Source organism: Roseovarius sp. A-2, from assembly GCF_002072155.1.
GTDB lineage: Bacteria > Pseudomonadota > Alphaproteobacteria > Rhodobacterales > Rhodobacteraceae > Roseovarius.
Window position 1 is genome coordinate 67,914 of record NZ_BDIY01000017.1, and the last position, 23,035, is coordinate 90,948.

A 23,035-nucleotide genomic window follows, 5' to 3' on the forward strand; every position below is an offset into this window, starting at 1 on the left:
GTATTTCTGCCAAAAAGAAACATCAGGCGGGGGCCAGCGTGCTGCGCACCTCGTCGAGGATGCGCTTGGCCTCGGAGCCTTGCATGCGCGCGATATCGTCCTGGTATTTCAGGATCGCACCGAGCGTGTCGGCGATCACCTCGGGGCTTAGGCTGATCACGTCGAGCGCCAGCAGGCACTTGGCCCAGTCAATGGTCTCGGCCACGCCTGGTTTCTTGAAAAGATCCTCGGTGCGCAGGGCCTGAACGAACGCCACCACCTCGCGGCTGAGTTGCTCCGCCGCTTCAGGTGCGCGGGCCTGAAGAATCTCGATTTCGCGCGCGAATGTCGGATACTCCACCCAGTGATAAAGGCAACGGCGCTTGAGGGCGTCATGCACCTCGCGGGTGCGATTCGAGGTCAGGATCACGATCGGCGGCTCGGGTGCATGGATCGTCCCAAGCTCCGGGATCGTCACTTGGAAATCCGAAAGCGCCTCCAGCAAGAACGCCTCAAAGGGCTCATCGGTGCGGTCGATTTCGTCAATGAGCAGCACCGGCGCCCCCCCTGACTGTGGGCGCATCGCCTGCAAGAGCGGACGCTCGACCAGATAGTCCTCAGTGAAGAGCTCATCCTTGAGATGCCCGCGATCCACGCCGCCCGCAGCCTCGGCGGTGCGGATGGCGATCATCTGCTCGGCGAAATTCCATTCATAAACGGCGCTGGCCGCATCGAGCCCCTCGTAGCATTGCAGCCGGATCAGCCTACGTCCGAGGCCGGCGGCGATGGCCTTGGCGATCTCGGTCTTGCCGGTGCCCGCCTCGCCCTCTAGGAACAGCGGCCGCCCCAGGGTCAGCGAGAGATACGTCACCGTGCCGAGCGCGCGGCCGCAGACATAATTCTGTCCCGCCAGCATGTCCTGTACTGCGCCGATGGATGTGGGGTTTTGCACGCTTTCGCCTCCGCTGCATCTTGGCTGCGCTCATCAAGTGCATCGCAACTGCGCCGCGGTCAAGGCCGTCGACCTCACACAAAGGTCGCAAATCCGCGCGGAAAGCTCTTGGATTTTCCCAAGTTTCGCCCCATTGCAGGACCAAGGTTTACCATGTTGAGGCGTGGCATGGCCCCGCCGGGCAGAACAAGGGTTCGGACAAACATGCACGACAGCGCCGACATTTTCGAGGCTGACCTTTCCGGACTGCACTGGGAGGCCTGGATCGAGCGCACCGACACGCTCGCAGGTGATGACGGCTATTGCCAGCCCCTGGGCGATCGACATGCTGCCCTGCTGATTGAACGCAAGCCGACCCTTCTGGTGACATTCGAGAATTTCAACCGCTTGTCCGACACCTCGAATAGCGCGCAGCCGCTCGGCTGGTCGCTCGCGAAGGCGCGGGGCTGGTCGCATCTGTGCCTGCTTGGCAATGGCGCGACCTGGTTCCGCGACGCCCGGGTCTACGGCTATTTCGACCGGCTTGTAGATGACGGCTTTTTCGACGAGTTCGAGCAGGTGATCTTTTACGGCGCGGGGCCCTGCGGCTATGCGGCGGCCGCCTTTTCTGTGGCGGCACCGGGGGCGAAGGTGGTCATGCTCAGCCCACAGGCCACGCTCGACCCGCGCGTTGCGGAATGGGACGACCGTTACCTGAATATGCGCCGTACCTCCTTTACCGACAGATATGGCTATGCCCCCGACATGCTCGACGCCGCCCGCACGGCGGTGCTGCTCTACGACCCGGACGTGGAGCTTGACGCGATGCACGCGGCACTCTTTACCCGTGCGAATGTGATGAAATTCCGCACGCGGTTCCTTGGCTACCAGATCGAACAGAGCCTTGCGCGCATGGGGCTGATTGCGCATGTAATCGGGGCGCTGAGCGAAGATCACCTCACCCCGCTCGCTCTTGCCCGGATGTGGCGCGCCCGCCGGGATGAGACCCCCTATCTCGCCAATGTGATGCGCCGCCTTGTCGCCGATGAGCGCGATCGCCTGACGATTCTGCATTGCCGCAACGCGCTCTCACGTCGGGTGGGTGGGCCACGCTTCCGCAAGGCTCTGGCCATGGCCGAAGCACGTCTCGAAGAGCGCGGCACCTGACGCCTCCTGCGCTCTGGCCTTGGCCCGCACGATTGTGTATGCGCATAAGCCATGAGCCAGACCCTGACCCTCCGCCGTCCCGACGATTGGCACCTGCACCTGCGCGATGGCGCGATGCTGCGCGCCGTCCTGCCCGAAAGCGCTCGCCATTTTGCGCGCGCCATCATCATGCCCAATCTCGTACCGCCGGTGGTCACGTCCGCCGACGCCCGCGCCTATCGCGACCGGATCATGGCGGCGCTGCCCGAAGGGATGGAGTTCACTCCCCTGATGACGCTCTATTTGACAGAGCAGACCGACGCGCACGACGTCGCCGCCGCCCATGCAAACGGCCTCATATCGGCGGTCAAACTCTACCCCGCAGGGGCCACTACCAACTCCGCCTCGGGCGTGCGCGACTTTGACAAGGTGCGCGGCGTGCTCGACAAGATGGCCGAGATCGGCCTGCCACTCTGCGTGCATGGCGAGGTGACGGAGCCGGAGATCGACATCTTCGACCGCGAGGCGGTGTTCATCGACCGCGTGCTCGACCCTGTGCGCCGCGCCACGCCGGGGCTGCGTGTGGTGATGGAGCATATCACGACGCGGGACGGCGTGGACTACGTCCGATCCAACGCGCAGGATCTCGCCGCCACCATCACCACCCATCACCTCGTGATCAACCGCAATCATATCCTTGTCGGAGGGATCAAACCGCATTATTATTGCCTGCCCGTGGCAAAACGCGAAACCCACCGCCTCGCCCTGCGCCGCGCCGCCACCTCAGGCGACGCACGCTTCTTTCTCGGCACCGACAGCGCACCCCATACCGACCCCAATAAGGAAAGCGCCTGCGGCTGTGCCGGCTGCTTTACCGCGCCCAACACCATGTCGATCCTCGCCCATGTATTCGAGGAGGAGGATGCGCTGGATCGCCTCGAAGGCTTCACCTCGCTCAATGGTCCCGCCTTCTACGGTCTACCCCCGAACGAGGCACGGATCACCCTGACCAAGGACGACCCCGTCCCCTACCCCGACAAGATCGACACCGGCGACGGCCCCGTCAGCGTGTTCAACCCCGGCTATGCGCTGCATTGGCGGGTGGACTGATCTTCACTGTTCACGAAACACTCCCGCCGGAGGCATCAAATCTCTTCAGCGCAGCGCCGAACCCAAGGACCACGCCATGATCCCTGCCACCTACCCTCCCAAAGCCGAAATCGCCCGCCTCACCGCCCGCATGCTGCTCGAGATCGGCGCGGTGCATTTCAATGCGGACGAGCCGTTCACGCTGGCCTCCGGCCTGCCGTCGCCCACCTATATCGACTGTCGGCGGCTCATCTCCTACCCGCGCATCCGCAGCACCCTGATGGACTTTCTCACCGTCACCGTGATGCGCGAGGCAGGCTTCGAGGCGTTCGACAATATCGCGGGCGGCGAGACGGCGGGCATTCCCTTTGCCGCACTGGTGGCCGAGCGCATGGCCCTGCCGATGACCTATGTCCGCAAGAAGCCCAAGGGTTACGGCCGCAACGCCCGCATCGAAGGGGCGATGAACGAAGGCCAGCGGGTTCTTCTGGTAGAGGACCTCACCACTGATGGCGGCTCGAAACTCAGCTTTGTCGATGCCATCCGCGAGACCGGTGCCCGTTGCGCGCACACGGCGGTGATCTTCTATTACGGCATCTTCCCCGACACCGAGAAAACGCTCGGCGATCACGGTGTCGCCCTTCACCATCTGTGCACCTGGTGGGACGTGCTGGCAGAGGCCCGCGAGCAGACGTCATTCAGCGCCGCCACCCTCGATCAGGTCGAGGAATTCCTGCGCGATCCCCGTAAGTGGCAGGAAGCAAACAAGAAATAAAATCCTGTTTCGGCGCGGTGGATAACCTGCATCGCGAATCGAAATCGCCTTCCAGATATGGTAGCATAGCAGCCACGCACCACAGAATGCGGGGCAAGAATATGCAGGGGCGGCTTGTTCAGAGGGTTATCCCGGCAACCCTCCACAGGCTTATACATGTGGCATGCGCGCAAGCTTTGGCTTAGAACACCCGAACGCCAAAAAGACAAAGACGACAGGGACAGTAGGCATGAACGAGGTCAGCGTATTCAATCCAACCGGCACCGAGATTCAGGCCGCCGAGACGATGCCCCATTCGATCGAGGCCGAGCAGCAGATCCTCGGCGCGATCCTGACCAATAACGATGTTTATGACCGCATCGCCGCCATCATCGGGCCGCAGCATTTCTATGACCCGGTCCATGCCCGCATCTTCGAGACCGCCGCCGCGCGCATCGCCAAGAACAACCTTGCCTCGCCCGTCACCCTGCGCGCCTTTCTCGACGATGACGAGGGTCTGCAGGAGTTGGGCGGCGCGAATTACCTTGTGAAACTTGCCGGGGCCGCGATCTCGACCTATGCCGCGCGCGATTATGCGCAGATGATCTATGACCTCGCGATCCGCCGCGAGCTGATCGCTCTCGGACATGACATCGCGGGCAAGGCCGCCCGCGTCCATGTCGACAGCGAACCCAAGGACCAGATCGTCGAGGCAGAGCAAAAGCTCTACCAATTGGCCGAACAGGGACAGTCTGAATCCGGTTTTCAAAGCTTTCTCAAGGCGGTAACAGACGCAGTTAATGTTGCAAACGCGGCCTATCAGCGCGAAGGCGGGCTCGCGGGCGTCTCGACCGGTCTGCTCGACATGGATGGCAAGCTGGGCGGGTTGCACAAATCCGACCTGTTGATCCTTGCCGGACGTCCCTCGATGGGCAAGACGTCGCTGGCCACCAACATCGCCTTCAACGTCGCCCGCGCCTACAAGAAGGGCACCCGGCCCGACGGCACGCAAGGCGCGGTGGATGGTGGCGTTGTCGGCTTCTTCTCGCTGGAAATGAGCGCCGAGCAATTGGCGGGCCGAATCCTGGCCGAAGCCTCCGAGATTTCCTCACACAAGATCCGGCAGGGCGACATGGACGAAGAGGAGTTTCGCCGCTTTGTCGAGGCCGCCAAATCGCTCGAATCCTGCCCGCTCTTCATTGACGACACCGCCGCAATCCCGATCTCGCAACTTGCCGCCCGCGCCCGGCGGCTCAAGCGCACCCACGGGCTCGACCTGTTGATCGTCGATTATCTTCAGCTTGTGCGCGGCTCGTCCGAAAACCGCGTTCAGGAAATCGGCGAGATTTCCATGGGCCTCAAAGCCATCGCCAAGGAACTCGATATTCCGGTCCTTGCCCTGTCTCAGCTCTCGCGTCAGGTCGAGAGCCGCGAGGACAAGCGCCCGCAACTCTCGGACCTGCGCGAATCCGGCTCCATCGAACAGGATGCCGACGTGGTGATGTTCGTGTTCCGCGAAGAATACTACAAGGAACGCGAGAAACCGGGTGATCACGAGATGGAAAAGATGGCCGAATGGCAAGAGGCCATGGCGCGGCTGCACGGCAAGGCCGAGGTGATCATCGGCAAGCAGCGCCACGGCCCCATCGGCACGGTCGAGCTCAGCTTCGAATCGCAATTCACCCGGTTCGGAAATCTCGTGAAACCTTGGCAACAGGGCGGCGGCGCGGAATTCTGAGGCCTCGACGCACCATGGTTACGCCGTAACCCGCGCCGCTGCCTCGATGTCGGACAGCGCGCGTTCGACCAACTCCGGCCCCACGCCGGGCTGTGTCGCCCCCTCCGACAACGTCCTGCGCCAACTCCGCGCGCCCGGCCGTCCTGCGAACAGCCCCAACATGTGCCGCGTGATCTGGTTCAGCCTGCCACCGTTGGACAGATGCCCCTCGATATAGGGAAGCATGGCGCGTACGGCCCCTTCGGCAGTGCTGTCCGGGCCCTTTGTGCCAAAGATCCGCCGATCCGCCGCACAGAGAATATCCGCGGGTTGATGATACGCGGCGCGCCCCACCATCACCCCGTCAAGACCTGCATCCAATAGGCTAACCGCCTGATCCAGATGGGTGATACCACCATTTATCGAGATGTGAAGATTGGGAAACAGCCCCTTCATTCGCTGCACCAGATCGTAATCGAGCGGCGGAATATCGCGGTTCTCCTTGGGGCTGAGGCCCTGCAACCAAGCCTTGCGCGCGTGGATCTGCACCCGCTCACAACCCGCCGCCACGATCCGTGAGAGAAACTCCGGCAGCACCTCCTCGGGGTCCTGATCGTCCACCCCGATCCGGCATTTCACGGTCACATCCAAATCGACCGCTTCGCGCATCTCTGTCACGCATTGTGCCACAAGCCCCGGATCCCTCATCAGAATCGCCCCGAACGTGCCCGACTGCACCCGGTCCGACGGACAGCCGCAGTTGAGGTTGATCTCGGCATAACCCGCCGCCGCCCCCAGCCGCGCCGCCTGCGCGAGCTCTTTCGGGTCCGACCCGCCCAGCTGCAACGCAACCGGGCGCTCCTCCTGATTGTGCTCAAGCAGATGCAAGGCACCGCCACGCACCAAGGCAGGCGCAGTCACCATCTCGGTGTAGAGCAACACATGCCGACTGAGTAGCCGGTGCAAGTACCGACAATGCCTGTCGGTCCAGTCCATCATCGGGGCGACGGACAGGCGGGAAGCATCAGTCGTGCTGCGAATCCCTTGTTTCACTGAATAGTCCTCCGTCGATAGCGGCTACGATTTGCGATCATTCGCCACTATTGGCGGCGATTTCGACAGCCGGTGCTACAATTGTAGCACTCGAGGAGCGTTTTGTAGCACCGGCGTCGGAGGACGTCACGCACCAGCCTGCGGGAACGCCAACAAGATTTTTTTGCTCCCCGATTTCCGGGCAAAATCGGCCGACCCCATCGTCCTTCCCAACAGGAAAGGGTTGAAAATGGCAACCATCACGTCACGAAACAAAACGAACGGCATTGTCAGAGGAAACCGGGTTGAGACACAATTGGCGCCGCCCCACCCTGCTCGGATGAAAAACCGAGACCCTTTCAAATACTTCAAGACGAGCCCCGAGATCATCCGCCTGGCGGTTATGATGTATGTGCGGTTCCCTTTGTCTCTCCGGAACGTCGAGGATCTGCTGCATGAGCGCGGCATAGATGTAAGCCATGAAGCTGTGAGGTTTTGGTGGCATCGGCTCGGTCCACTGTTCGCAGCCGAGATCAACAAACGCCGTGTGGCCGGATTGAAATCCAGCCGCTGGCGCTGGCACCTGGATGAGATGTTCGTGAAAATCAACGGTGAGAGACATTATCTGTGGCGAGCCGTTGATCACGAAGGCGAAGTTCTGGAAAGTTTCGTGACCAAGACACGCGACAAGAAAGCCGCGCTGAAATTCCTAAAGAAAGCAATGCGCAAGCACGGTCGCTCAGACATCATTGTCACGGACCGACTGCGCTCGTACGGCGCTGCGATGAAGGCAATAGGAAATGCCGATCGACAGGAAACGCGGCGTTGGTTGAACAATCGAGCCGAGAATTCGCACCTGCCGTTCCGAAGGCGTGAGCGAGCGATGTTGCGGTTCAGACGAGTGCGAAGTTTGCAGAAATTCGCCGCCATCCACGCCTCTATCTACAATCTGTTCAACTCGGAGCGCAGCCTCTACTCAAGATCAAATTTCAAACGGAACCGCGCCCTCGCTCTTGCCGAGTGGCGCAATCTCTGCACGGCGTAAGGGGCAGCAACCCTGCCCTTCCTGAGACGAGTTCGAATTGGTCTGACAGCGCCGCTTTAAGTTCAAGGGGGGCTTCAGATTTACGAATCAACTTCCATGATGGATCGGCTTTTATTTCATTCCGACTGTATCATCATTGGGCCTGCGAGGATCAGGGCGATCAAATCGGCCTGCCGGTTTGTGCCGGTCTTCTGGAACAGATTGCGCATGTGAAATGAGATCGTCGTCTGCGACACGCCCAACTCCGCTGCGACATCGGCCGCACGGGTGCTGTGGGCGAGCGCGCCGGCAACCCGCGCTTCGGTCGGTGTCAGGCCGAACAGGTCCATCAGCAGCGTTCCTGGAACGCGTTTCCGACGGTCCGGGGCGGAAAGGAACAGCGCGACATGAGACTGATCGGGCGGTGTGTCTCTTTCCACTGCAAGCGAGCAGATAAGCACCGGGATGTATCTGGCATCCTGCGGTCGGTGCAGCATCACGCCGACGACCGTCTCGTTCCCGGCTTTTGCAGTGTTCAGCGCCTCACGCAGGGCTCGTTGCAATTCCCGATCAGACAGTGGATCAGGCGAGCTAAGCGCGTCCGGCCCCGTCTGAATGAAATCCGGATCGGTGCCCATCTTATGAGCCGCGCGGTTGATATGAACCGGCTTCCCGCGCCCATCCAGTAACACCACCCCGAGTGAAATGAGGTCGAGCGCTGCCTCCGCGCCGCCGCTGACATCGTCGCCCGACAATCCCGTCAGCGCTTGGCGCAGCGTTTCCATCTCGCCCTCATGGCGGCTACGCATACGATCAACCTGACGCAGGCGGGCCGCGACAGTGGCCAGCATCAGGTCGTAATCGATAGGTTTGACCAGGTAGTCGTCAGCCCCTTGACGTTTGCCGTCAATGACCTCCCGAGGGTCCGATAAGGCTGTCAGAAAGACGAATGGCGTGGCGCTCAGTTCGGGACGCTCGTTGCGCATCCAGCGCAGGACCTGGTAACCGTCCAAGCCAGGCATGGATATGTCGCAGAGCAACAGATCGGGCGCGGTGCTGGCCAATAGATCCAGTGCCACCTGACCGTCCCTTGCAGCCAGGGTGCGATATCCGGCCTCCTGCAATTCCTCGATGAGATCGCACCGCAGCGCCTCTTCGTCCTCGATAACCAGGATCAGGGCGGAACTCGCGGCACGCATCATGTCTGCGGCTCCCTGCCTCGGGGCAGTGTCATGCGAAAGGTCACACCGTCGTCATCTGACAGCAAGATGACGTCACCATCTTGCATGCGTGCCAAGGTGCGCGCCATAAACAACCCGATGCCGGTGCCTGCGACGCCTACACTGTTCGATCCGCGATGATTACGCTCAAACAACCGTGCCCGATCTTTGGAGGGAATGGGGTTTGCAGTATTGTGAACATCGCAGAAAAGGCTTTCACCGTCGCCGTGCAGGGTCACGAATAAGGTGGTTTCGGGAACGGCGTATTTATCGGCGTTGGACAACAGGTTTTCCAAAATCTGTTCGGCCAAGGCCGGATCGCAGAACACGGTGGCCTGTCCCGGGGGGGCTTGTCTGGTCTCGATCCGCCGGTCCGGCGCGGCGTCGCGCTGGTGTTTGCAGGCGATCTGCATGATCTCATTCAAGTCGCATTCCTCCCGGTGGGCACCGATCTGACCCGCGTCCAGCCGTGCGGCGTCCAGCGTGCTATCCACCAGCCGCGTGAGGCCGGCGATGGCGGTGCGTGCGCGGCCCGCACGTTCAGCCATTTCACGGGCGTCGGCGCGCGGGCCACGCCGGATCAGACGTTGCAGTGCCGAATCCGCTACCGCCAGCGGCGTGCGGAACTGGTGCGACACCATTGCGGCGAAATCGTGATAGAGATCGGCTGCCGATCTTTCGCGCCTGAGCGCGCTGTCCAGATCGCGCGTGCGTTCGGAGACCAGCTCTTCCAGGCGGTCGCGGTCCTCGGCATCCTTTTGCTGGGCCGCATGGCGGTCGGATGCGTCATGCATGAACAGGATCGCACCAAGGATCACGCCGTCGTTGCGCATTGGGAAAAACCTCAGGTCGACATGAAGCGGCGTGCCGCGCCCTCCGGAAAACAGAGGCTGAAGTGTCAGCCGTGAGGATTCTCCGGCAAGGGCGCCCGCCATGCCGTCCCGCACCGGCGGGATGTCAAAGAAGCCAGCGACGTCGGACAGGCGGCGCCCCTCGACCTGCTCCGCCGTTTTGCCCACCATCCCCGCCATCGCGTCGTTCCAAAGTGAGCACCGTGCAGCCCTGTCCACCGCAAGGATACCTTCCCCGCTGGACGAGATCAGCAGACCAGAAAAATCCCGCTCGCGCCGCAACATGTGATTGCGCACGCGCGACTGACGCAGCGCAAGGACAAGCGTGACCGTCAGGATGCCGCCCGCGACCATGATCCCGATCAGCGACAGGATGTTCTGGTGTAGCTGTTTGCGGTAGACCTCCAGCCGCCCGCCGAATTCGTCCCATTCCGCGATCATCGATGCGTTCGCCGCCCGGCCCAGGACCGCCGTAAAGGGTGCCAGTGCTGAGCGCAGACGCGGGCCATCTTCGGGCGTGAAGCCGTCGATCATTGGCGCAATCGTGACAAGGGCGTCGGTCAGCCGGTCCAGATCGTCTCCAAATCCGATTTTTTCGACGAAACGTCGTTGCGGACCGTCATTGAGCAAGGAGATACGACCGGACAAGATGTCGAACCAGAGTGCAAGATCATCTTGCGCTGCCTCTCCCAGTTCAACCAGCGCAACCGTCTTGGTTAGGCGCAGGGCGGCCACGTCGCTCTGGTGAAACACCCAGAGCATGTTCTTTTCCGCGTCGACACGCATGGCGTTCTGGACGGCGAACATACGCACGAGAGAAAATGACAGCAGAACCGCGAACACAAGGACAGCGGCCAGCGGCAGAATCAGCCAGAGGCTGCGACGCCGTCTCATCGCACATCAAGTCGACAGAGCTGCCAGACCCAGCGATAATCATAGCGAATATCCTGCAACGCCTCGTGATCGTCGCGAGGATAAACGATCCAGAGTGGCCCCTTTCCGTCGCGCGTCAGCGCCTTGCCATCCATGGTAGAGGCGACGATCACGTCATAGTCGTAGAAATCGCTCATGGGGATGCCCACGGCATACTCGTTCAGGGCAATCGCCATCACCTGATCGCCCTGTGCATTCAGGCTATCCAGAAGATCACGCATCAGAACACCCGAGAAGGCGTGGACGCCGTCGGTCACGACGGTCGAGGTGTTGATCGTGACAGACGGCAGGGTTTGCAAAGCGGCGCGATCCAGCGTGGCGGGGCCATCCGCAATTTTACCCGTCACCTCAAGGATCACATCGTCCTGATCCGCCATGGCCGCTCCGCTCATCACTATCAAACCACATACCGCCGCATGCGCGTGGCTCCGCATATCGTTTCTCCCATGTTGTCCGGCAATAGTTCACCAGCACGCGCTTGTTTGTGCAAACAATTTACGCGTGAAAATATTTGGCCGCCCCCTCTGAACGAACGGGGCGGAATGCGGACAGGTCATATTTGAATATCGCTCAAATCCGCGAATGAAGCGAGCGCGGCCAGAATACCGGAGAGAACATATGTCGGCAGTCAACAAATCCGTCCTCTATCTTTGCGTCACCGGGCTGTTCGCGCTGTCCAGTTGCGGCACGCCCGAGTACCAGGCCGAGCGCAAGCATTGCGAGGCGGAATGGCTGCTGAAGATTCCGCCGGTCTACCGCCAGGAGGCCGTCACGAAATACCGCAGCGAAGAGCGTCCGACAGGCCGATCAACCTGCACGACCGCAGGAACGGTCACTACTTGCCAGCAGGTCATGGAGACCGTGTCGGTCCCCTATACTGACATCGAGACGGTCGACATCAAGGCGCGGCAGCGCGATCCGCAGATTGCCTCCTGCGCCGCGCGGGCCTGCGCGGCGAAATATGGCAACAGCAAATGCGAGACGTGATGCATCAGGAATACGCCGACAGGACCGGCACCGGAATTTCAAAGAGAAATTTTCAGGAAGGAGTTTTTCATGTGGGATTTTAGCATAGGCAGTGCGCTGGGGATGATGGTGCGAACCTTGCCATTCATCCTTTTGCGCATCGCCGTTTATTTCGGGATCTCGGTGGGATACATCCTGGTTACGGGCGTCGGGGCCGGTGTCGGCTGGGGTGTGGGTGGCTTCGGCGACGAGGGATTTCGCGCCAGCAGCACGATGTGGGGCGGCTTTGCAGGCTTCGGGATCTTCGGCGCGGTCATGTATTGGGCGCGCGAATACATCCTCTATGTCGTCAAGGCCGGGCATGTCGCGGTGCTGATCGAATTAATCGATGACCAGCCCATGCCCGAAGGGCGCAGCCAGATCCACCACGCGACGGCGGTGGTCAAGGAACGGTTCGCACAGGCCAGCGTCCTTTTTGCCATCGACCAACTGATCAAGGGCGTGATCAAGGCCATTACCGGGCTGGTGCGCGGTATCCTGACCATCCTGCCGATCCCCGGTGTGCAACAACTGGGCGGTATCCTCGCCGCATTCCTGAAGATCGCGGTCGGGTTCATCGACGAGGTCATCCTCGCCTATGCGATTCGCACCCGGTCGAATAACGCCTGGATGTCGGCCAAGGAAGCGCTGGTGCTCTACGGGCAGAACTACAAGGTGATGTTAAAAAACGCGGCTTGGCTGGCGATCGTCGTCTATGGCCTCAGCTTTCTTGTCTTCATCGTCATGCTCGCCCCTGCGGCGTTGGTCGTCTACCTCATGCCCGGCGCATGGGCCGCAGGGGGCGTCGTCTTTGCCCTGCTCTTTGCCTGGAGCGTCAAGGCCGCCGTGCTGGAGCCCTTCGCCATCACCTGCATGATGCAGGTCTATTTCAAAACCATCGAAGGCCAGCAGCCCAATCCCGAGTGGGAGGCCAAGCTGGAGCAGTTGTCGGCCAAGTTCCGCAAGTTGAAAGAGCGTTCTTTGGGGGCCGGGAACGTGGCAGCGGCTGCCCACACAGAGGCAAACCCAGCCTAAGGTGGTAGATCGATGTTGGACAACGAGATGGAAGACCAGCTTTGCGAGATCGTGACAGAGCAGAGGGTGGCCAGCCGCAATATGAATAGTTCGTTCGGACCGGGGCGGCGATCCCGGTCGATGGCGGCATCTCATCGAGCATGGGCCCGACGGAAGCAGTCCGGATTTTGGTAGATAAAGACATGAACACACACCCCGTCCCTCTCTTCAGGCGCCGCTGTCAGTGCCTTCTATCACTGGTTCTGTTCACGCTCATGATCTCCTCGTCCGCCCGGGCGCAATGGCCCACAACCGAGTGGGTGGTGATGAACGCAGAGATCGAAAAGCCACACAAGAAATACGAGGAATGGGACACCTACGTCCCGCCGCTCGGCGAGCGCGGCGAACTGGCAGAGACGCACCGCACCACCCTGAAGGCGGCGAGTATCTGGTATCAATCCCTCGGCTTTCCGGAACCAGTCCAGAAAACCGAGGATGACGACCTGAACGTAGGGCCGGGCGAGGCATATCTGGGCCGCCTAAAGCGCGATCCGGATGGCACAGGCTCCTATCACGGCGCGGATGGCGAGATGATGCTGACCTCGAACCCGAAGTTGCTATCTGCCGATACGCCGATCTGGAGGTTGATGAAGGCCTCGGCCGTCCACGAGCTTTATCATGCGATTCAGGACAGGATGAGCCCGTCGCTCGACCCGGCCATGGGAGTGGCACCCGAAATCCCGCAATGCCCCAGCCCCCGGGGTAGGCAGGATACCGATCTCAGCTGGCTGGTCGAGGGGACGGCAGCGATGGTCCAGATCCGCTGGCTGGAAGGGACGGAGGGTGTTTCCTGGGGCCACCCGTTCAAAGGATCGAATCGAGCCGCATGGGTTCGTACGTTCGATCAATCGCTTCACATGGGCGCGCTGCCAGCCGCGCACATAGAACGCGCAAAGCGGCCCGCGATGACGGCGCTGGAAACGGTCTCTTGGTTCTGCGACTATGGCACATGGTATTTCTGGTATGCCATCGGCGACATGATCGGGCGAACCGATGGCGAGAGGGTTGGCTATACCCGATACATCTTCGAAGGGACGAAGCCCTGGAGCAACGGCGGGATCGCCAATATCGACAGCGGGCTGAAGGCGGCGGCAGCGGAATACAACGCAATCCGGGCGTATCGCGATGGCCTCTATGACCTTTATCCGCAGTTCGTGGCGCAGCACCTCACCGAAGAGCGTTTCTATGGCGACCTTCAGGAGGTCGAACTCGGTACGCCGGACCTGCACACGACGACGAGCTCGCTCTCGGGTGGCCCGCTGGAGCCGCTTGCATCGCGCGCGTGGCGCGTGAGGGTACGCCTCCCGCAGGATGTCAGTACGATCCCCTACAAGGTCCGCTTCACGCTTGACACACCAGACGGGACGGATCGTGACGATCTGCACCTCATCGTCGAAGATACCGTCGTCAAGAAACCCAGTGACCGGAGCGCGCCCTACACGGATGTTGAGCAAATCCACCCGACCGAGGGCGGCATCGCTGAATACCTCGTCCGCGTCGCCAATGTCGCCAAGGACGCGACCGCGACGATAAGCGCCGAATTTTCCCTGCGCATGGAGGTCGAAGGCTATTACGGCGACGACGTGACCGGCGGGTTGTCATCCGGCGATATCGGCGCCATTGCCGACGAGCTCCCGCCGGGCTTTGCCGTGCGCGGCCCAAAGCAATGGTCCTGCAGCGGAGACGCGACAGCGCGGGCCCTCTTCGATCTCGTCACCCCCCACGAGAGGGGCCGCGACTTTGAGCGAGCGACGTCCGATTTTTCCCGCAGCATGGAGGGGGCCGCGGACAAACTGGATATCATCACCCAAAGGGCGGAGCGCGGGGGCGTGCTGGACGGCGGGACGGCGGTGCAGTTGCGCAATGAGCTGGAAAAGAGGCGCGCCGCGCTTGAAACCGCCGACGCCACACCGGGGTTGGACCGCGCCGCCGCCAAAGCGCGTGCCCGGCAGAGTACGGACATCCAGGCAACGTTCGTGGGCCAGAACGAGGGCGAGATGTGCCAAATGCTCCTTTCGGCCACGCTGAAGGGCAGCAACGGTGGTCCACAAAGCGTGCCCGGTGCGGTCAACAGGGATCTCTTCCCCAAGAATGAGGCACCGGTGTTCAATGTGGAGGTTTTGCCAAAGGCATTTTTCGACGCGGCCCGCCGTGGGTTTCAGACGGACTCCGATCAAGAGCTTGAAAGCTGGATTGCCTGCACCATGACGGTCGAAGAGCAGCAGGAGGTCCGAAAGCGCGCCGCGCGGGCCGGATGCGAGCCCGTCCTCTGCACAGAGGGCCGGTTGACGCTGGAAGCGGCCGAACAAGGCCGAATTGCGGGGACGTTCGAGTTTGACGTCCTCCGCGAACGGACTTCCGGCCGGTGTGACATCCCGCTGGGCCGCGACAAGGTGGTGGGGCACTTCAACGTGCATTCAACCGACAACGGCTACGACGACGACAGCTTGTTTGGCGGACCGGCCATCAGCGGTGTCCCTGCCGGCCTGAAGGGTGGCGCTGCGGCCGCCGCGATAAGACCCGGCGCACCGATCTTCGAGACGACAGGCGGCTCGAACGGTGCCTTGTACGACGCCCTCGATAGCCTCGATCTGAGCGACTTTTAGAAAGTTGCCGAGATCCACATGCAACGACAAGGAAACAATCCATGACCTACCGAAATTTCATCGCACCCTTTACCATTGCCGCAAGCGTTGCTGCCTGTAGTTTTCCATCGGACGCAGCGCAGGCAGCAACATCCTCTGCTACGGAGGTTTGCTTGCAACAGCACGTTGGCGAGCTGGATACACTGCTTACGATGGCGCTCATCGTGCCCTATGTGGAAGGCGCGTCCGGAGAAGTGGAGGTCGACTATGACAAGGAGCGCTCGAACGAGCTTTCCTACTCTTGGCCCGGTGATCGCACTCGAACGATGAGTGGATCGACCATGAAAATCGAAATCCCGATCCCGAACATGATCAGTCTGGGCGGCATCAAGGCCTACACGGATTCGGATTACTACGACCGTGATGCGAACGACCCCGTCAAACGGTTCCAGCGCGCACATCACAACATGACTGCCGCGGAGCGCGAGAAAGCCCGGGCTGCGATCAAAGAAAACATGAAAGACGAGGATGAAAAGACACGCAAGATCGCCAACAAGCTGCTGGGTGCCGCCACTGCGCGGATCATGTTCGAGCCGGTTACCGATATCGGCGATGCCGCAGCGTGGAACATCCGCACCAAGGAACTCGACGTCCTGACCGGAGCGACCGAATTCAGCGTACAAGTGGACGTAAGCGCTGACAACGAAAAGAACAAAGCCGTCGCCAAGAAGCTGGCCCAGTCCGTCCTCGACGACTGCAGCGGTGCCTCGAACGGCGAATGATGCCCGGTCGGCCCCACGGTCAGAAACCGCGCCACGACAAGACAGGAAAGAGAAAATGACGATAACCACATTCAGCCGGGTATTTCTGACACTTTCTGCATCCGTGCTGGTGTCCCAAGCCGCCGGAGCGACGCCTGTTTGCGAAGGGGAATATATATCTGCCGTGACCGGCGCGTCGCCTCCCGTCCAGGGCAAGGTCACGGGCGTGCCCAACCCCTATCGCAAGCAACCGGTTCGCATCGGCGTGAAAGATTGCGGACGCACGCTGGTGATTCACGGCGATGGGGCGATTCCCCTCAAGCAAAGTGCCAACGACCCCGCGCATTATGTCGGGTCGCATCAGGGTGCGCCGGCCGTGTTTGATGTCTGGAGCCCCGATCGCCTGACGGGGCAGATCCTGATTCCGGGCTCGAACGGCGGCGTCATTTTCGAGATGACGCTTGTGGACGGGCACGCGCCCGATATGGAAGGCTGCAGCACTCCAGAGCAAGAGAGCGGCTCACCCGACGACGACCGGCTGACCGTGGATCCGGCGCTGCGCCGCGAGGTGATCGGCATTGTCGCCGACGAGTTGGGCGTGCCAAGGGATCAGGCCGGGCGCTATATCTCGGCTCTGCGATCCGTGGCGAAAACCCGCCAGTCGGACGAAGGGGTAACCGAAATTCTACCAGGTGAGCCGGGCTGCCCCATCGAACTGACGGGCGTGAAGACCTGCCGGGTCTTTCCGCCCGACACCACGACGGTCGTCGAAGTCAATCTCCTGCTCGACGAGGACGGTCGCCTGCTGCCTGTCACGACAGAAGGCTCTGCCACGCGGCGCGTCCGCGTCGACAATTCTGGTGCCACAACCACCGATTTCTGCGCGTCGGACGCGCCGGAGACAAAACTGCCCCAGGCCGAGAGGCGCCTCCGGTTCAAGTTCTTCGCGATCGATGAAGACGGCATCAACGATGTTCAGGCCGGTCTTTTCGACTCGGATACTGATATTTTCAAGAAAGCCCATTACGCCGAGGGGAAATACCAGGGGCACCGGGGCCGGTCAGAAGCTGCCGGTGAAGCCTACAGGGCCATCGGATCGCCAGTAACGGGGCGGCACAACCTGCCCTGAGTCCGCCGCAATGCGCCGGGTGAAAGAATACAGAAGCGACGGAGGATACCTCATGGATTTCGAGAAACCGGGAATGGGAGCGCAGTTTTTACAACTGGGCTACCTGCTCAAGAACACATTCACCATTATTGGTCGCGACAAGGACATCCTGTCACCCATCATCCGGATGAGCGTGTATGCTGTCCTCGTGGTTGTGCTATTCTTCGCCGGGACCTCCGCCATCGTCGCCGGCATGGGCGGGACGGGCACCCTGTTGCTTTTGGCAATGGTGGTCGCCTTCATCTACAAGTTTTTCTACTACAACCATCAGGAATTGCGGTTGAGCCGACTGGTCTATGACACAGCCTGCGGACGGGATGCGACGGTGCAGAACGCACGCAAGGAACTCGCCGACCTGAAAGGCCGCACCCGGATCCTTGGGCTGATCGACATGGCGGGCGCGTGGGTGGCCCTGAAGCGCGGGAACGGCGGGCTTTTCGTCCGGCTCGTTCTTGGCGCGCTGGTCGAGATCTGGGATCTGGTCAACCATTTCCTCCTGCCCGTGTTCGCCATCGACAAGCTGAGTTTCCGCGAAGGGGGCGAGCGTCTCCGCTCGCTGAAGGATCACGTCCCCGAGACATTGGCCGGTGTCTTCGGGATCGACATCATGGCCGGAGTCGTGCGCAGCATTCTGGGCCCCCTCTATCTGATCGCGATCATCCTCGGCATCATCCTTGGCCTTGCATTCGGGGGTGTCATGCCAACTGCGTTCTCCGCCGGCCCGCTGGGGGACCTGTTCGGGAGCATTCCAAGCGCGCTGCCGTTCGACGAACAGACGCTGTTCAACTGGCTGCCGCTCTTTATGCTGATTTTCCTCACCTTCATCGGCAACGCGATCCTCGCGCGGCTGGTGACGGCGATCAAGGTGATCTACTTCACCCTGTTCTACACTCGCATTGCCCACGCGGACGCCCTTACCTCCGATATCCGAGACGAACTCGACGGCTACCTGAACCTCAGGGATGGCGACGCCTCCGTTGGAGATACGTCGGCGTCCGGTCCTGCAATGGACCGGACCTGAAGGCGCAATGGTGCCCTGTGAGCATTTCGAAGACGCTCTTGGCCGAACAGAACATGGAGAACCGGAAGATGAAACTGACCGCACCGAGACTGGCCCTGATGGCAATGGCTGGCACCATGGCATCCGCCGCCCCCTTGAAGGCGGCGGACGACGTTGTCATCGTCTATGACGCATCTGGCTCCATGTGGGGCCAGATAGATGGCACCAGCAAGATGGAAATTGCCCGCGACGTGCTGGGCGATCTCGTCGACAACTGGGACGAAAGCACAAATCTGGGCCTTGTCGCCTATGGCCATCGCAGTCAAGGCGACTGCACCGATATCGAGACGCTGATCGCGCCTGGCCCGCTCGACAAGGCGAGCTTCATCGATACCGTGGGCAACATCAAACCAGTGGGCAAGACGCCGATTTCCGCTGCCGTGCAGCGAGCCGCCGATTTGATGTCTTATCGCGACAATCCTGCGACCGTCGTGTTGATTTCCGACGGCGTCGAGACCTGCAACGCCGACCCCTGTGCGCTCTCGGCGGGGCTTGCAAAACAGGGCGTGAAATTTACCGCCCATGTCGTCGGCTTCGATCTGAAGAAGGATGAGAACGCCAATCTTTCATGCATCGCCGAAAACACGGGCGGCATGTTTGTCTCCGCCAGAAATGCGGCTGAATTGAACGATGCCCTGACGCAGGTGACGGAAAAGATAGAAGAAGTGCCGTCGACCACACCAGACCCGGAACCAGACCTGCCCGAGGTCACGTTAACTGGCCCCGAGCAGGTTACCACCGGCGCCGTCTTTGATTTCAGCTGGTCGGGCTCGATCAACGGGCGCGACTTCATCACCATCGTTCCGACAGGTGCGGACGAGGGCACGGCAAACGACTACATCCGCGTCAAGGATGCCAGCGAAGGCCGCCTGACCGCCCCCGGCACACCCGGCCTCTACGAGCTGCGTTATGCGCTCGAACAGGGCCGCCGCACGCTAGCAAGCGCTCCGGTCGAGGTGGTCGAGGCCGAGGTCACGCTGACCGGCCCCGAGCAGGTTACCACCGGCGCCATCTTTGATTTCAGCTGGTCGGGCTCGATCAACGGGCGCGACTTCATCACCATCGTTCCGGCAGGTGCGGACGAGGGCACGGCAAACGACTACATCCGCGTCAAGGATGCCCGCGAAGGCCGCCTGACCGCCCCCGGCACACCCGGCCTCTACGAGCTGCGTTATGCGCTCGAACAGGGCCGCCGCACGCTGGCAAGCGTTCCGGTCGAGGTGGTCGAGGCCGAGGTCACGCTGACCGGCCCCGAGCAGGTTACCACCGGCGCCATCTTTGATTTCAGCTGGTCGGGCTCGATCAACGGGCGCGACTTCATCACCATCGTTCCGGCAGGTGCGGACGAGGGCACGGCAAACGACTACATCCGCGTCAAGGATGCCAGCGAAGGCCGCCTGACCGCCCCCGGCACACCCGGCCTTTACGAGCTGCGTTATGCGCTCGAACAGGGCCGCCGCACGCTGGCAAGCGCTCCGGTCGAGGTGGTCGAGGCCGAGGTCGGAATCGCTGGACCCGGTACTGTGCGCGCCAAGTCGGACGTGGATGTAAGCTGGTCGGGCTCGATCAACGGGCGGGACTTTGTCACGATCGTTCCGATGGGTGCAGACGAAGGCACGGCAAACGATTACATCCGCGTCAAGGAGGCAAGCGAAGGCCGCCTGACTGCCCCCGACACTCCGGGCCTCTACGAGTTGCGCTATGTGCTCGAGCAGGGCCGTCGCACGCTGGCGAGCGCGCCTTTGGAAGTGGTTGGCGCCGATGCGCCACTCGACGATGGCGCGGGTCTGTCGGTGCCGGAAACCGCTGCGCCAGGCGCGACAATCAAGGTCACATGGACCGGGGAGAGCGACAGCACTGATCAGCGGATCGCGCTTGCCCGAAAAGATCAGCCGGATTTCAGCTGGATCTCGGTCCAGAAGGTCGGCGTAGAAAAGGCCCTCGATCTAACGATGCCGGATGAGGCGGGCCTTTACGAAGTCCGGTTTCTGGATGTTTCCGATCATGAATTGCTTGGTCGGTCCATCGTGGAGGTGAAATAGATGATACGCCGGGGTCTCTCCATTGCCATCGTCGCTGTTATCGCGGTGGCCCGTGTCACGTCGGCACAGACAAACGGTCACGGCCCGGACTCATGGCACGTCACCGGTGTCGCGGCAGATGACGTGCTGAACGTCCGCATGGGACCGGGCACCGACTATCCGGTGATCGAGAAATTCGCACCCGACGCACGCGGATTGGAGCAGGTCACCTGCGTACCCTTCTATGCGCCGCGCCACCTTATAAAGATGACCGACGCACAGGTGCAGGCTCTGCCGACCCCATTGTGCCTGATGCGCGATGCCGGCACAGAGCGCGCCGGCTGGGTCGCGCAACGCTTCATCACCGCCGATAATGCCGCGCCCGCTTTGCCTGAAACTTCGGGTCAATCGAGCGAGGACGATCCGCTGGATCGGTTGTCTGCCCAATTTCTCGAGGGGTATGAATCGCAGGATACCCTGCAAGTGCTCGACCAGATCCTCTCCACGCTCGACCCGGCGAATTCGCAAGCCTCGGTGTTCTTGCCGAGCGCACGGATCAGGCCGATGACGATGGCGGTTCTGGCTCTCGAAGCTACTGAAGGCGTGCGCGATCGGGTCCGCTATCGCATCACCTATGGTATTGAGCAATACCCGGATGGGGCGAGCGGCGAGCCCTATCCTGTCAGCTTCATTCAGGTCGACCGCTTTAGCCTGGGATCGGCCATCCGTCAGGACGCCCTCAATTCATATGAGAACGAACACGCCGGCCCTCCCGAAGCGTTCGACGTCGGCCCGCATGTGTCCTGGCGCCTCGTCACCAGGCCGGTCCAGGGGACGCGAACCGACATAATAGCTGCGGGCCGGACCGAGCTGTCCGACGCGCAGGCGCAGGATATGAGGTGTCTGAAGAGTCCTTGCCTTTCGACCGGCATGAACATTGACGGCGCCGCCCCTTGGAGCGTGGCGCAGGAAGCGCCGCTGAATGGCGAACCCGTTCCCTTTCAGTTCGCGCGCGCAGGCTTGCTGACCCCCGCGGCTGCCATCGACCAGCTGGCGCTTGAGAGCAATTTTCGCGAGATAGGGCGATTTCGCGAGTCGCCCGCTTTGCCCGATCCCTTCCTTGAGGCGGTGATCGAGATCGATCTTGCACAGGAATCTGTCCTGGATGCGGCTTTGCACCGGGGCGGGATGAAGGACGACTCGGTCGCCGCAATCTGGCGGCGGCTGATCGTCATTCCGATGGGGGAGAACGCTCAGACGCCCACAGTATACCGTGCAGAGGCTTACGAATGCCAGCGCGGTCCGCAATTCCCGCCCGATGGTGGCTTGTGCCCCTGACCGCCATTGCAAGAAAACACCTCCCGTTGCGATCAGCAGTATCGACTGCGGAGCGCATTCAAGACGCATCACCAAGGTAGGAAAGCGCTATGACATTGAAATACTGCAAAGCGATGCTGAAACACTTGATTGCGCTTGCCGGGGCCCCTTTGGTTGGCGCGCTCCTTGTGTCCTCCATGCCCGCTTTCGCGCAGGCGCAAGATGACGACGAGCCGGGGATCAACGCGGCGACAGCCCAGGACGCCGTCATGGACCTTCTGCCTGAAATCCCCGCGGAGGTGGACCGGTCGCTGGACGACTACATCTCCGGGAATCACCACAGTGCGGACACGCGCCGGCTCACGCTACAGATCGGGCCGGACGGGCATGTAATCTCCTCTGCGGACTCGCAGAAATACCATTCTGCGCAATACAGGAAGCAGGCCCCGGAAACGAATGCGGCGGCGCAGTTTCTCACGTTGACGTGGGGACCGATTTAGATGGTCTGGTTGAGTAGCAAGACTGAGAAAAAGAGCGGAGGTTCCAGCATTGCACGCGGGTTTGTCGCGGCGCTTACCGTTTGCGCATACTTGGGCTTCGGCATCACGGCCTCTGCGCGGGACATCGGTACATACGCGTTTGTTGACGCTCGGGCGCTGAATCTGCGCACGTCACCGAATACCGAGGCGTCTGTTATTCGTACCCTTCCCCGCAGAACGGTTGTCAGTATTCTTGAGCGCAAGGGGGATTGGGCGTGGGTCTTTGTTCAGGACAGCAATGGAGGCGCCGCCGAAGGGTGGCTGTCGACGCAGTTCTTGGGCAGACCTGCGGATACAATAGCCGGGCTCCGGTCGCGGCTGGATGAAAGATCAGCGGCAGGTCACTATCCATCCTATAATCGGGCCGGGCCGCTCAGAGTCAGCAAGCTCGACTTCGATTGCCGTCGACCCCTCTTTGGCAACAGCGGCATAACAAAATGTGGCGTAAGCGTCCGTGTCCAGCTGTCCCCCGAAGAATATGATCCCAACCGCAGTGACAGCGTGTTGATCGCATGTCGCGGCGCGATATCCTATCGCACCGAAAATGATCGTCACGCGCAGCGTATCGTTGCTGTCGAACGGCAAAGCATCGCGCGCAACGACCGATTGGGGCGCACCGTGAGAGTTAATTTCGATGTCCACTCCAACAGGAACAAGATCGTCTCGGCCCAACTCCGAACCTTTTCCTGTGCGCGGGATTAGCAGGCCGCTGAAGAAGTCACCGATGGGGAATGGTTTCCCGTCTATGGGACTGAGACCCTTGAGCGCCCACCCCTTCGGATCGAATGGAATGCATGCCTGATGCCCGTTGTCGCCTCATGTGGCCAGT

Annotated in this window: 20 protein-coding genes and 1 pseudogene; 15 read left to right on the forward strand and 6 right to left on the reverse strand. The window is 61.3% G+C overall.

The annotated features are described in order from the left end of the window. Positions 1-22: 22 nt before the first annotated feature. Positions 23-931, reverse strand: coding sequence for a MoxR family ATPase (locus BHD06_RS16455; protein WP_139784767.1), 909 nt, complete (start codon positions 929-931; stop codon positions 23-25). A gap of 204 nt (positions 932-1,135) precedes the next feature. Between BHD06_RS16455 and BHD06_RS16460 the strand changes: the two genes are divergently transcribed. The 4 genes from BHD06_RS16460 to BHD06_RS16475 all read left to right on the forward strand — a co-directional run bounded on the left by BHD06_RS16460 (position 1,136) and on the right by BHD06_RS16475 (position 5,637). Continuing rightward, positions 1,136-2,077 (forward strand): phosphoadenosine phosphosulfate reductase, encoded by a 942-nt coding sequence (locus tag BHD06_RS16460; RefSeq protein ID WP_080458070.1) that lies wholly within the window; start codon positions 1,136-1,138, stop codon positions 2,075-2,077. Positions 2,078-2,128: 51 nt separating this feature from the next. Next, positions 2,129-3,166 carry a dihydroorotase gene (gene pyrC / locus BHD06_RS16465; protein WP_080458071.1) on the forward strand — a complete coding sequence of 346 codons (1,038 nt, stop codon included), beginning with the start codon at positions 2,129-2,131 and terminating at the stop codon, positions 3,164-3,166. Between the two features lie 76 nt (positions 3,167-3,242). Beyond that, positions 3,243-3,920, forward strand: coding sequence for an orotate phosphoribosyltransferase (locus tag BHD06_RS16470; RefSeq protein ID WP_080458072.1), 678 nt, complete (start codon positions 3,243-3,245; stop codon positions 3,918-3,920). A 229-nt stretch (positions 3,921-4,149) separates the two neighbouring features. Further along, positions 4,150-5,637 carry a replicative DNA helicase gene (locus BHD06_RS16475; protein WP_080458073.1) on the forward strand — a complete coding sequence of 496 codons (1,488 nt, stop codon included), beginning with the start codon at positions 4,150-4,152 and terminating at the stop codon, positions 5,635-5,637. 18 nt (positions 5,638-5,655) lie between these two features. Here the strand turns inward: BHD06_RS16475 and dusA are convergent, their stop codons facing one another. After that, a complete protein-coding gene (gene dusA / locus BHD06_RS16480) occupies positions 5,656-6,669 on the reverse strand; it encodes a tRNA dihydrouridine(20/20a) synthase DusA (RefSeq protein WP_080458074.1) in 1,014 nt (337 codons plus the stop codon). 319 nt (positions 6,670-6,988) lie between these two features. Between dusA and BHD06_RS16485 the strand changes: the two genes are divergently transcribed. Beyond that, entirely contained in the window at positions 6,989-7,693 is a 705-nt protein-coding gene (locus BHD06_RS16485; RefSeq protein WP_080458075.1) for an IS6 family transposase, read from the forward strand. Positions 7,694-7,809: 116 nt separating this feature from the next. Here the strand turns inward: BHD06_RS16485 and BHD06_RS16490 are convergent, their stop codons facing one another. From BHD06_RS16490 to BHD06_RS16500, 3 genes are read right to left on the reverse strand one after another with little or no spacing between them, the layout of a single operon-like run. Next, on the reverse strand, positions 7,810-8,874 hold the full coding sequence (locus BHD06_RS16490; protein WP_080458076.1) for a response regulator: 1,065 nt from the start codon (positions 8,872-8,874) through the stop codon (positions 7,810-7,812). Continuing rightward, the gene (locus BHD06_RS16495) at positions 8,871-10,637 is read right to left on the reverse strand and encodes an ATP-binding protein (protein ID WP_080458077.1); all 1,767 of its coding nucleotides are present in this window, start codon (positions 10,635-10,637) and stop codon (positions 8,871-8,873) included. The genes BHD06_RS16490 and BHD06_RS16495 overlap by 4 nt, the downstream gene beginning before the upstream one ends. After that, positions 10,634-11,053: a molybdopterin-dependent oxidoreductase gene (locus tag BHD06_RS16500; RefSeq protein ID WP_080458078.1), complete on the reverse strand. Its 420-nt coding sequence runs from the start codon at positions 11,051-11,053 to the stop codon at positions 10,634-10,636. The genes BHD06_RS16495 and BHD06_RS16500 overlap by 4 nt, the downstream gene beginning before the upstream one ends. A 241-nt stretch (positions 11,054-11,294) precedes the next feature. Here BHD06_RS16500 and BHD06_RS16505 point away from each other — a divergent pair, with 241 nt between their 5' ends. From BHD06_RS16505 to BHD06_RS24800, 10 genes and pseudogenes are all read left to right on the forward strand, one after another. Next, positions 11,295-11,663 carry a hypothetical protein gene (locus BHD06_RS16505; protein WP_080458079.1) on the forward strand — a complete coding sequence of 123 codons (369 nt, stop codon included), beginning with the start codon at positions 11,295-11,297 and terminating at the stop codon, positions 11,661-11,663. Positions 11,664-11,732: 69 nt separating this feature from the next. After that, positions 11,733-12,716: a hypothetical protein gene (locus BHD06_RS16510; protein WP_080458080.1), complete on the forward strand. Its 984-nt coding sequence runs from the start codon at positions 11,733-11,735 to the stop codon at positions 12,714-12,716. 140 nt (positions 12,717-12,856) lie between these two features. Further along, positions 12,857-15,361: a hypothetical protein gene (locus BHD06_RS16515; protein WP_139784768.1), complete on the forward strand. Its 2,505-nt coding sequence runs from the start codon at positions 12,857-12,859 to the stop codon at positions 15,359-15,361. A gap of 41 nt (positions 15,362-15,402) precedes the next feature. Further along, positions 15,403-16,122 carry a hypothetical protein gene (locus tag BHD06_RS16520; RefSeq protein ID WP_139784769.1) on the forward strand — a complete coding sequence of 240 codons (720 nt, stop codon included), beginning with the start codon at positions 15,403-15,405 and terminating at the stop codon, positions 16,120-16,122. Between the two features lie 55 nt (positions 16,123-16,177). Then, positions 16,178-17,230, forward strand: a complete 1,053-nt coding sequence (locus tag BHD06_RS16525) for a hypothetical protein (protein ID WP_080458083.1) — start codon at positions 16,178-16,180, stop codon at positions 17,228-17,230. Positions 17,231-17,282: 52 nt separating this feature from the next. Next, on the forward strand, positions 17,283-18,290 hold the full coding sequence (locus BHD06_RS16530) for a hypothetical protein (RefSeq protein ID WP_080458084.1): 1,008 nt from the start codon (positions 17,283-17,285) through the stop codon (positions 18,288-18,290). Between the two features lie 68 nt (positions 18,291-18,358). Further along, complete coding sequence (locus BHD06_RS16535) at positions 18,359-20,371, forward strand: VWA domain-containing protein (protein ID WP_176214383.1); 2,013 nt, start codon at positions 18,359-18,361, stop codon at positions 20,369-20,371. After that, entirely contained in the window at positions 20,372-21,688 is a 1,317-nt protein-coding gene (locus BHD06_RS16540; protein ID WP_080458086.1) for a hypothetical protein, read from the forward strand. Positions 21,689-21,777: 89 nt separating this feature from the next. Then, positions 21,778-22,167: a hypothetical protein gene (locus BHD06_RS16545; protein WP_080458087.1), complete on the forward strand. Its 390-nt coding sequence runs from the start codon at positions 21,778-21,780 to the stop codon at positions 22,165-22,167. Beyond that, positions 22,168-22,473: pseudogene (locus BHD06_RS24800) on the forward strand (SH3 domain-containing protein); the annotation flags it as partial. Between the two features lie 63 nt (positions 22,474-22,536). On the opposite strand, the gene BHD06_RS24400 reads toward BHD06_RS24800, so the two are convergent. Further along, on the reverse strand, positions 22,537-22,878 hold the full coding sequence (locus BHD06_RS24400) for a hypothetical protein (RefSeq protein WP_254892447.1): 342 nt from the start codon (positions 22,876-22,878) through the stop codon (positions 22,537-22,539). Between the last annotated feature and the right edge of the window lie 157 nt (positions 22,879-23,035).

What these genes read in the sequence shown, in the direction of transcription:
- BHD06_RS16460 (WP_080458070.1), top strand. Translation starts at nt 1,136, where the DNA reads ATGCACGACAGCGCCGACATTTTCGAGGCTGACCTTTCCGGACTGCAC.
- pyrC (WP_080458071.1), top strand. Translation starts at nt 2,129, where the DNA reads ATGAGCCAGACCCTGACCCTCCGCCGTCCCGACGATTGGCACCTGCAC.
- BHD06_RS16470 (WP_080458072.1), top strand. Translation starts at nt 3,243, where the DNA reads ATGATCCCTGCCACCTACCCTCCCAAAGCCGAAATCGCCCGCCTCACC.
- BHD06_RS16475 (WP_080458073.1), top strand. Translation starts at nt 4,150, where the DNA reads ATGAACGAGGTCAGCGTATTCAATCCAACCGGCACCGAGATTCAGGCC.
- BHD06_RS16485 (WP_080458075.1), top strand. Translation starts at nt 6,989, where the DNA reads ATGAAAAACCGAGACCCTTTCAAATACTTCAAGACGAGCCCCGAGATC.
- BHD06_RS16490 (WP_080458076.1), bottom strand. Translation starts at nt 8,874, where the DNA reads ATGATGCGTGCCGCGAGTTCCGCCCTGATCCTGGTTATCGAGGACGAA.
- BHD06_RS16495 (WP_080458077.1), bottom strand. Translation starts at nt 10,637, where the DNA reads ATGAGACGGCGTCGCAGCCTCTGGCTGATTCTGCCGCTGGCCGCTGTC.
- BHD06_RS16500 (WP_080458078.1), bottom strand. Translation starts at nt 11,053, where the DNA reads ATGGCGGATCAGGACGATGTGATCCTTGAGGTGACGGGTAAAATTGCG.
- BHD06_RS16505 (WP_080458079.1), top strand. Translation starts at nt 11,295, where the DNA reads ATGTCGGCAGTCAACAAATCCGTCCTCTATCTTTGCGTCACCGGGCTG.
- BHD06_RS16510 (WP_080458080.1), top strand. Translation starts at nt 11,733, where the DNA reads ATGTGGGATTTTAGCATAGGCAGTGCGCTGGGGATGATGGTGCGAACC.
- BHD06_RS16515 (WP_139784768.1), top strand. Translation starts at nt 12,857, where the DNA reads ATGGGCCCGACGGAAGCAGTCCGGATTTTGGTAGATAAAGACATGAAC.
- BHD06_RS16520 (WP_139784769.1), top strand. Translation starts at nt 15,403, where the DNA reads ATGACCTACCGAAATTTCATCGCACCCTTTACCATTGCCGCAAGCGTT.
- BHD06_RS16525 (WP_080458083.1), top strand. Translation starts at nt 16,178, where the DNA reads ATGACGATAACCACATTCAGCCGGGTATTTCTGACACTTTCTGCATCC.
- BHD06_RS16530 (WP_080458084.1), top strand. Translation starts at nt 17,283, where the DNA reads ATGGATTTCGAGAAACCGGGAATGGGAGCGCAGTTTTTACAACTGGGC.
- BHD06_RS16535 (WP_176214383.1), top strand. Translation starts at nt 18,359, where the DNA reads ATGAAACTGACCGCACCGAGACTGGCCCTGATGGCAATGGCTGGCACC.
- BHD06_RS16540 (WP_080458086.1), top strand. Translation starts at nt 20,372, where the DNA reads ATGATACGCCGGGGTCTCTCCATTGCCATCGTCGCTGTTATCGCGGTG.
- BHD06_RS16545 (WP_080458087.1), top strand. Translation starts at nt 21,778, where the DNA reads ATGACATTGAAATACTGCAAAGCGATGCTGAAACACTTGATTGCGCTT.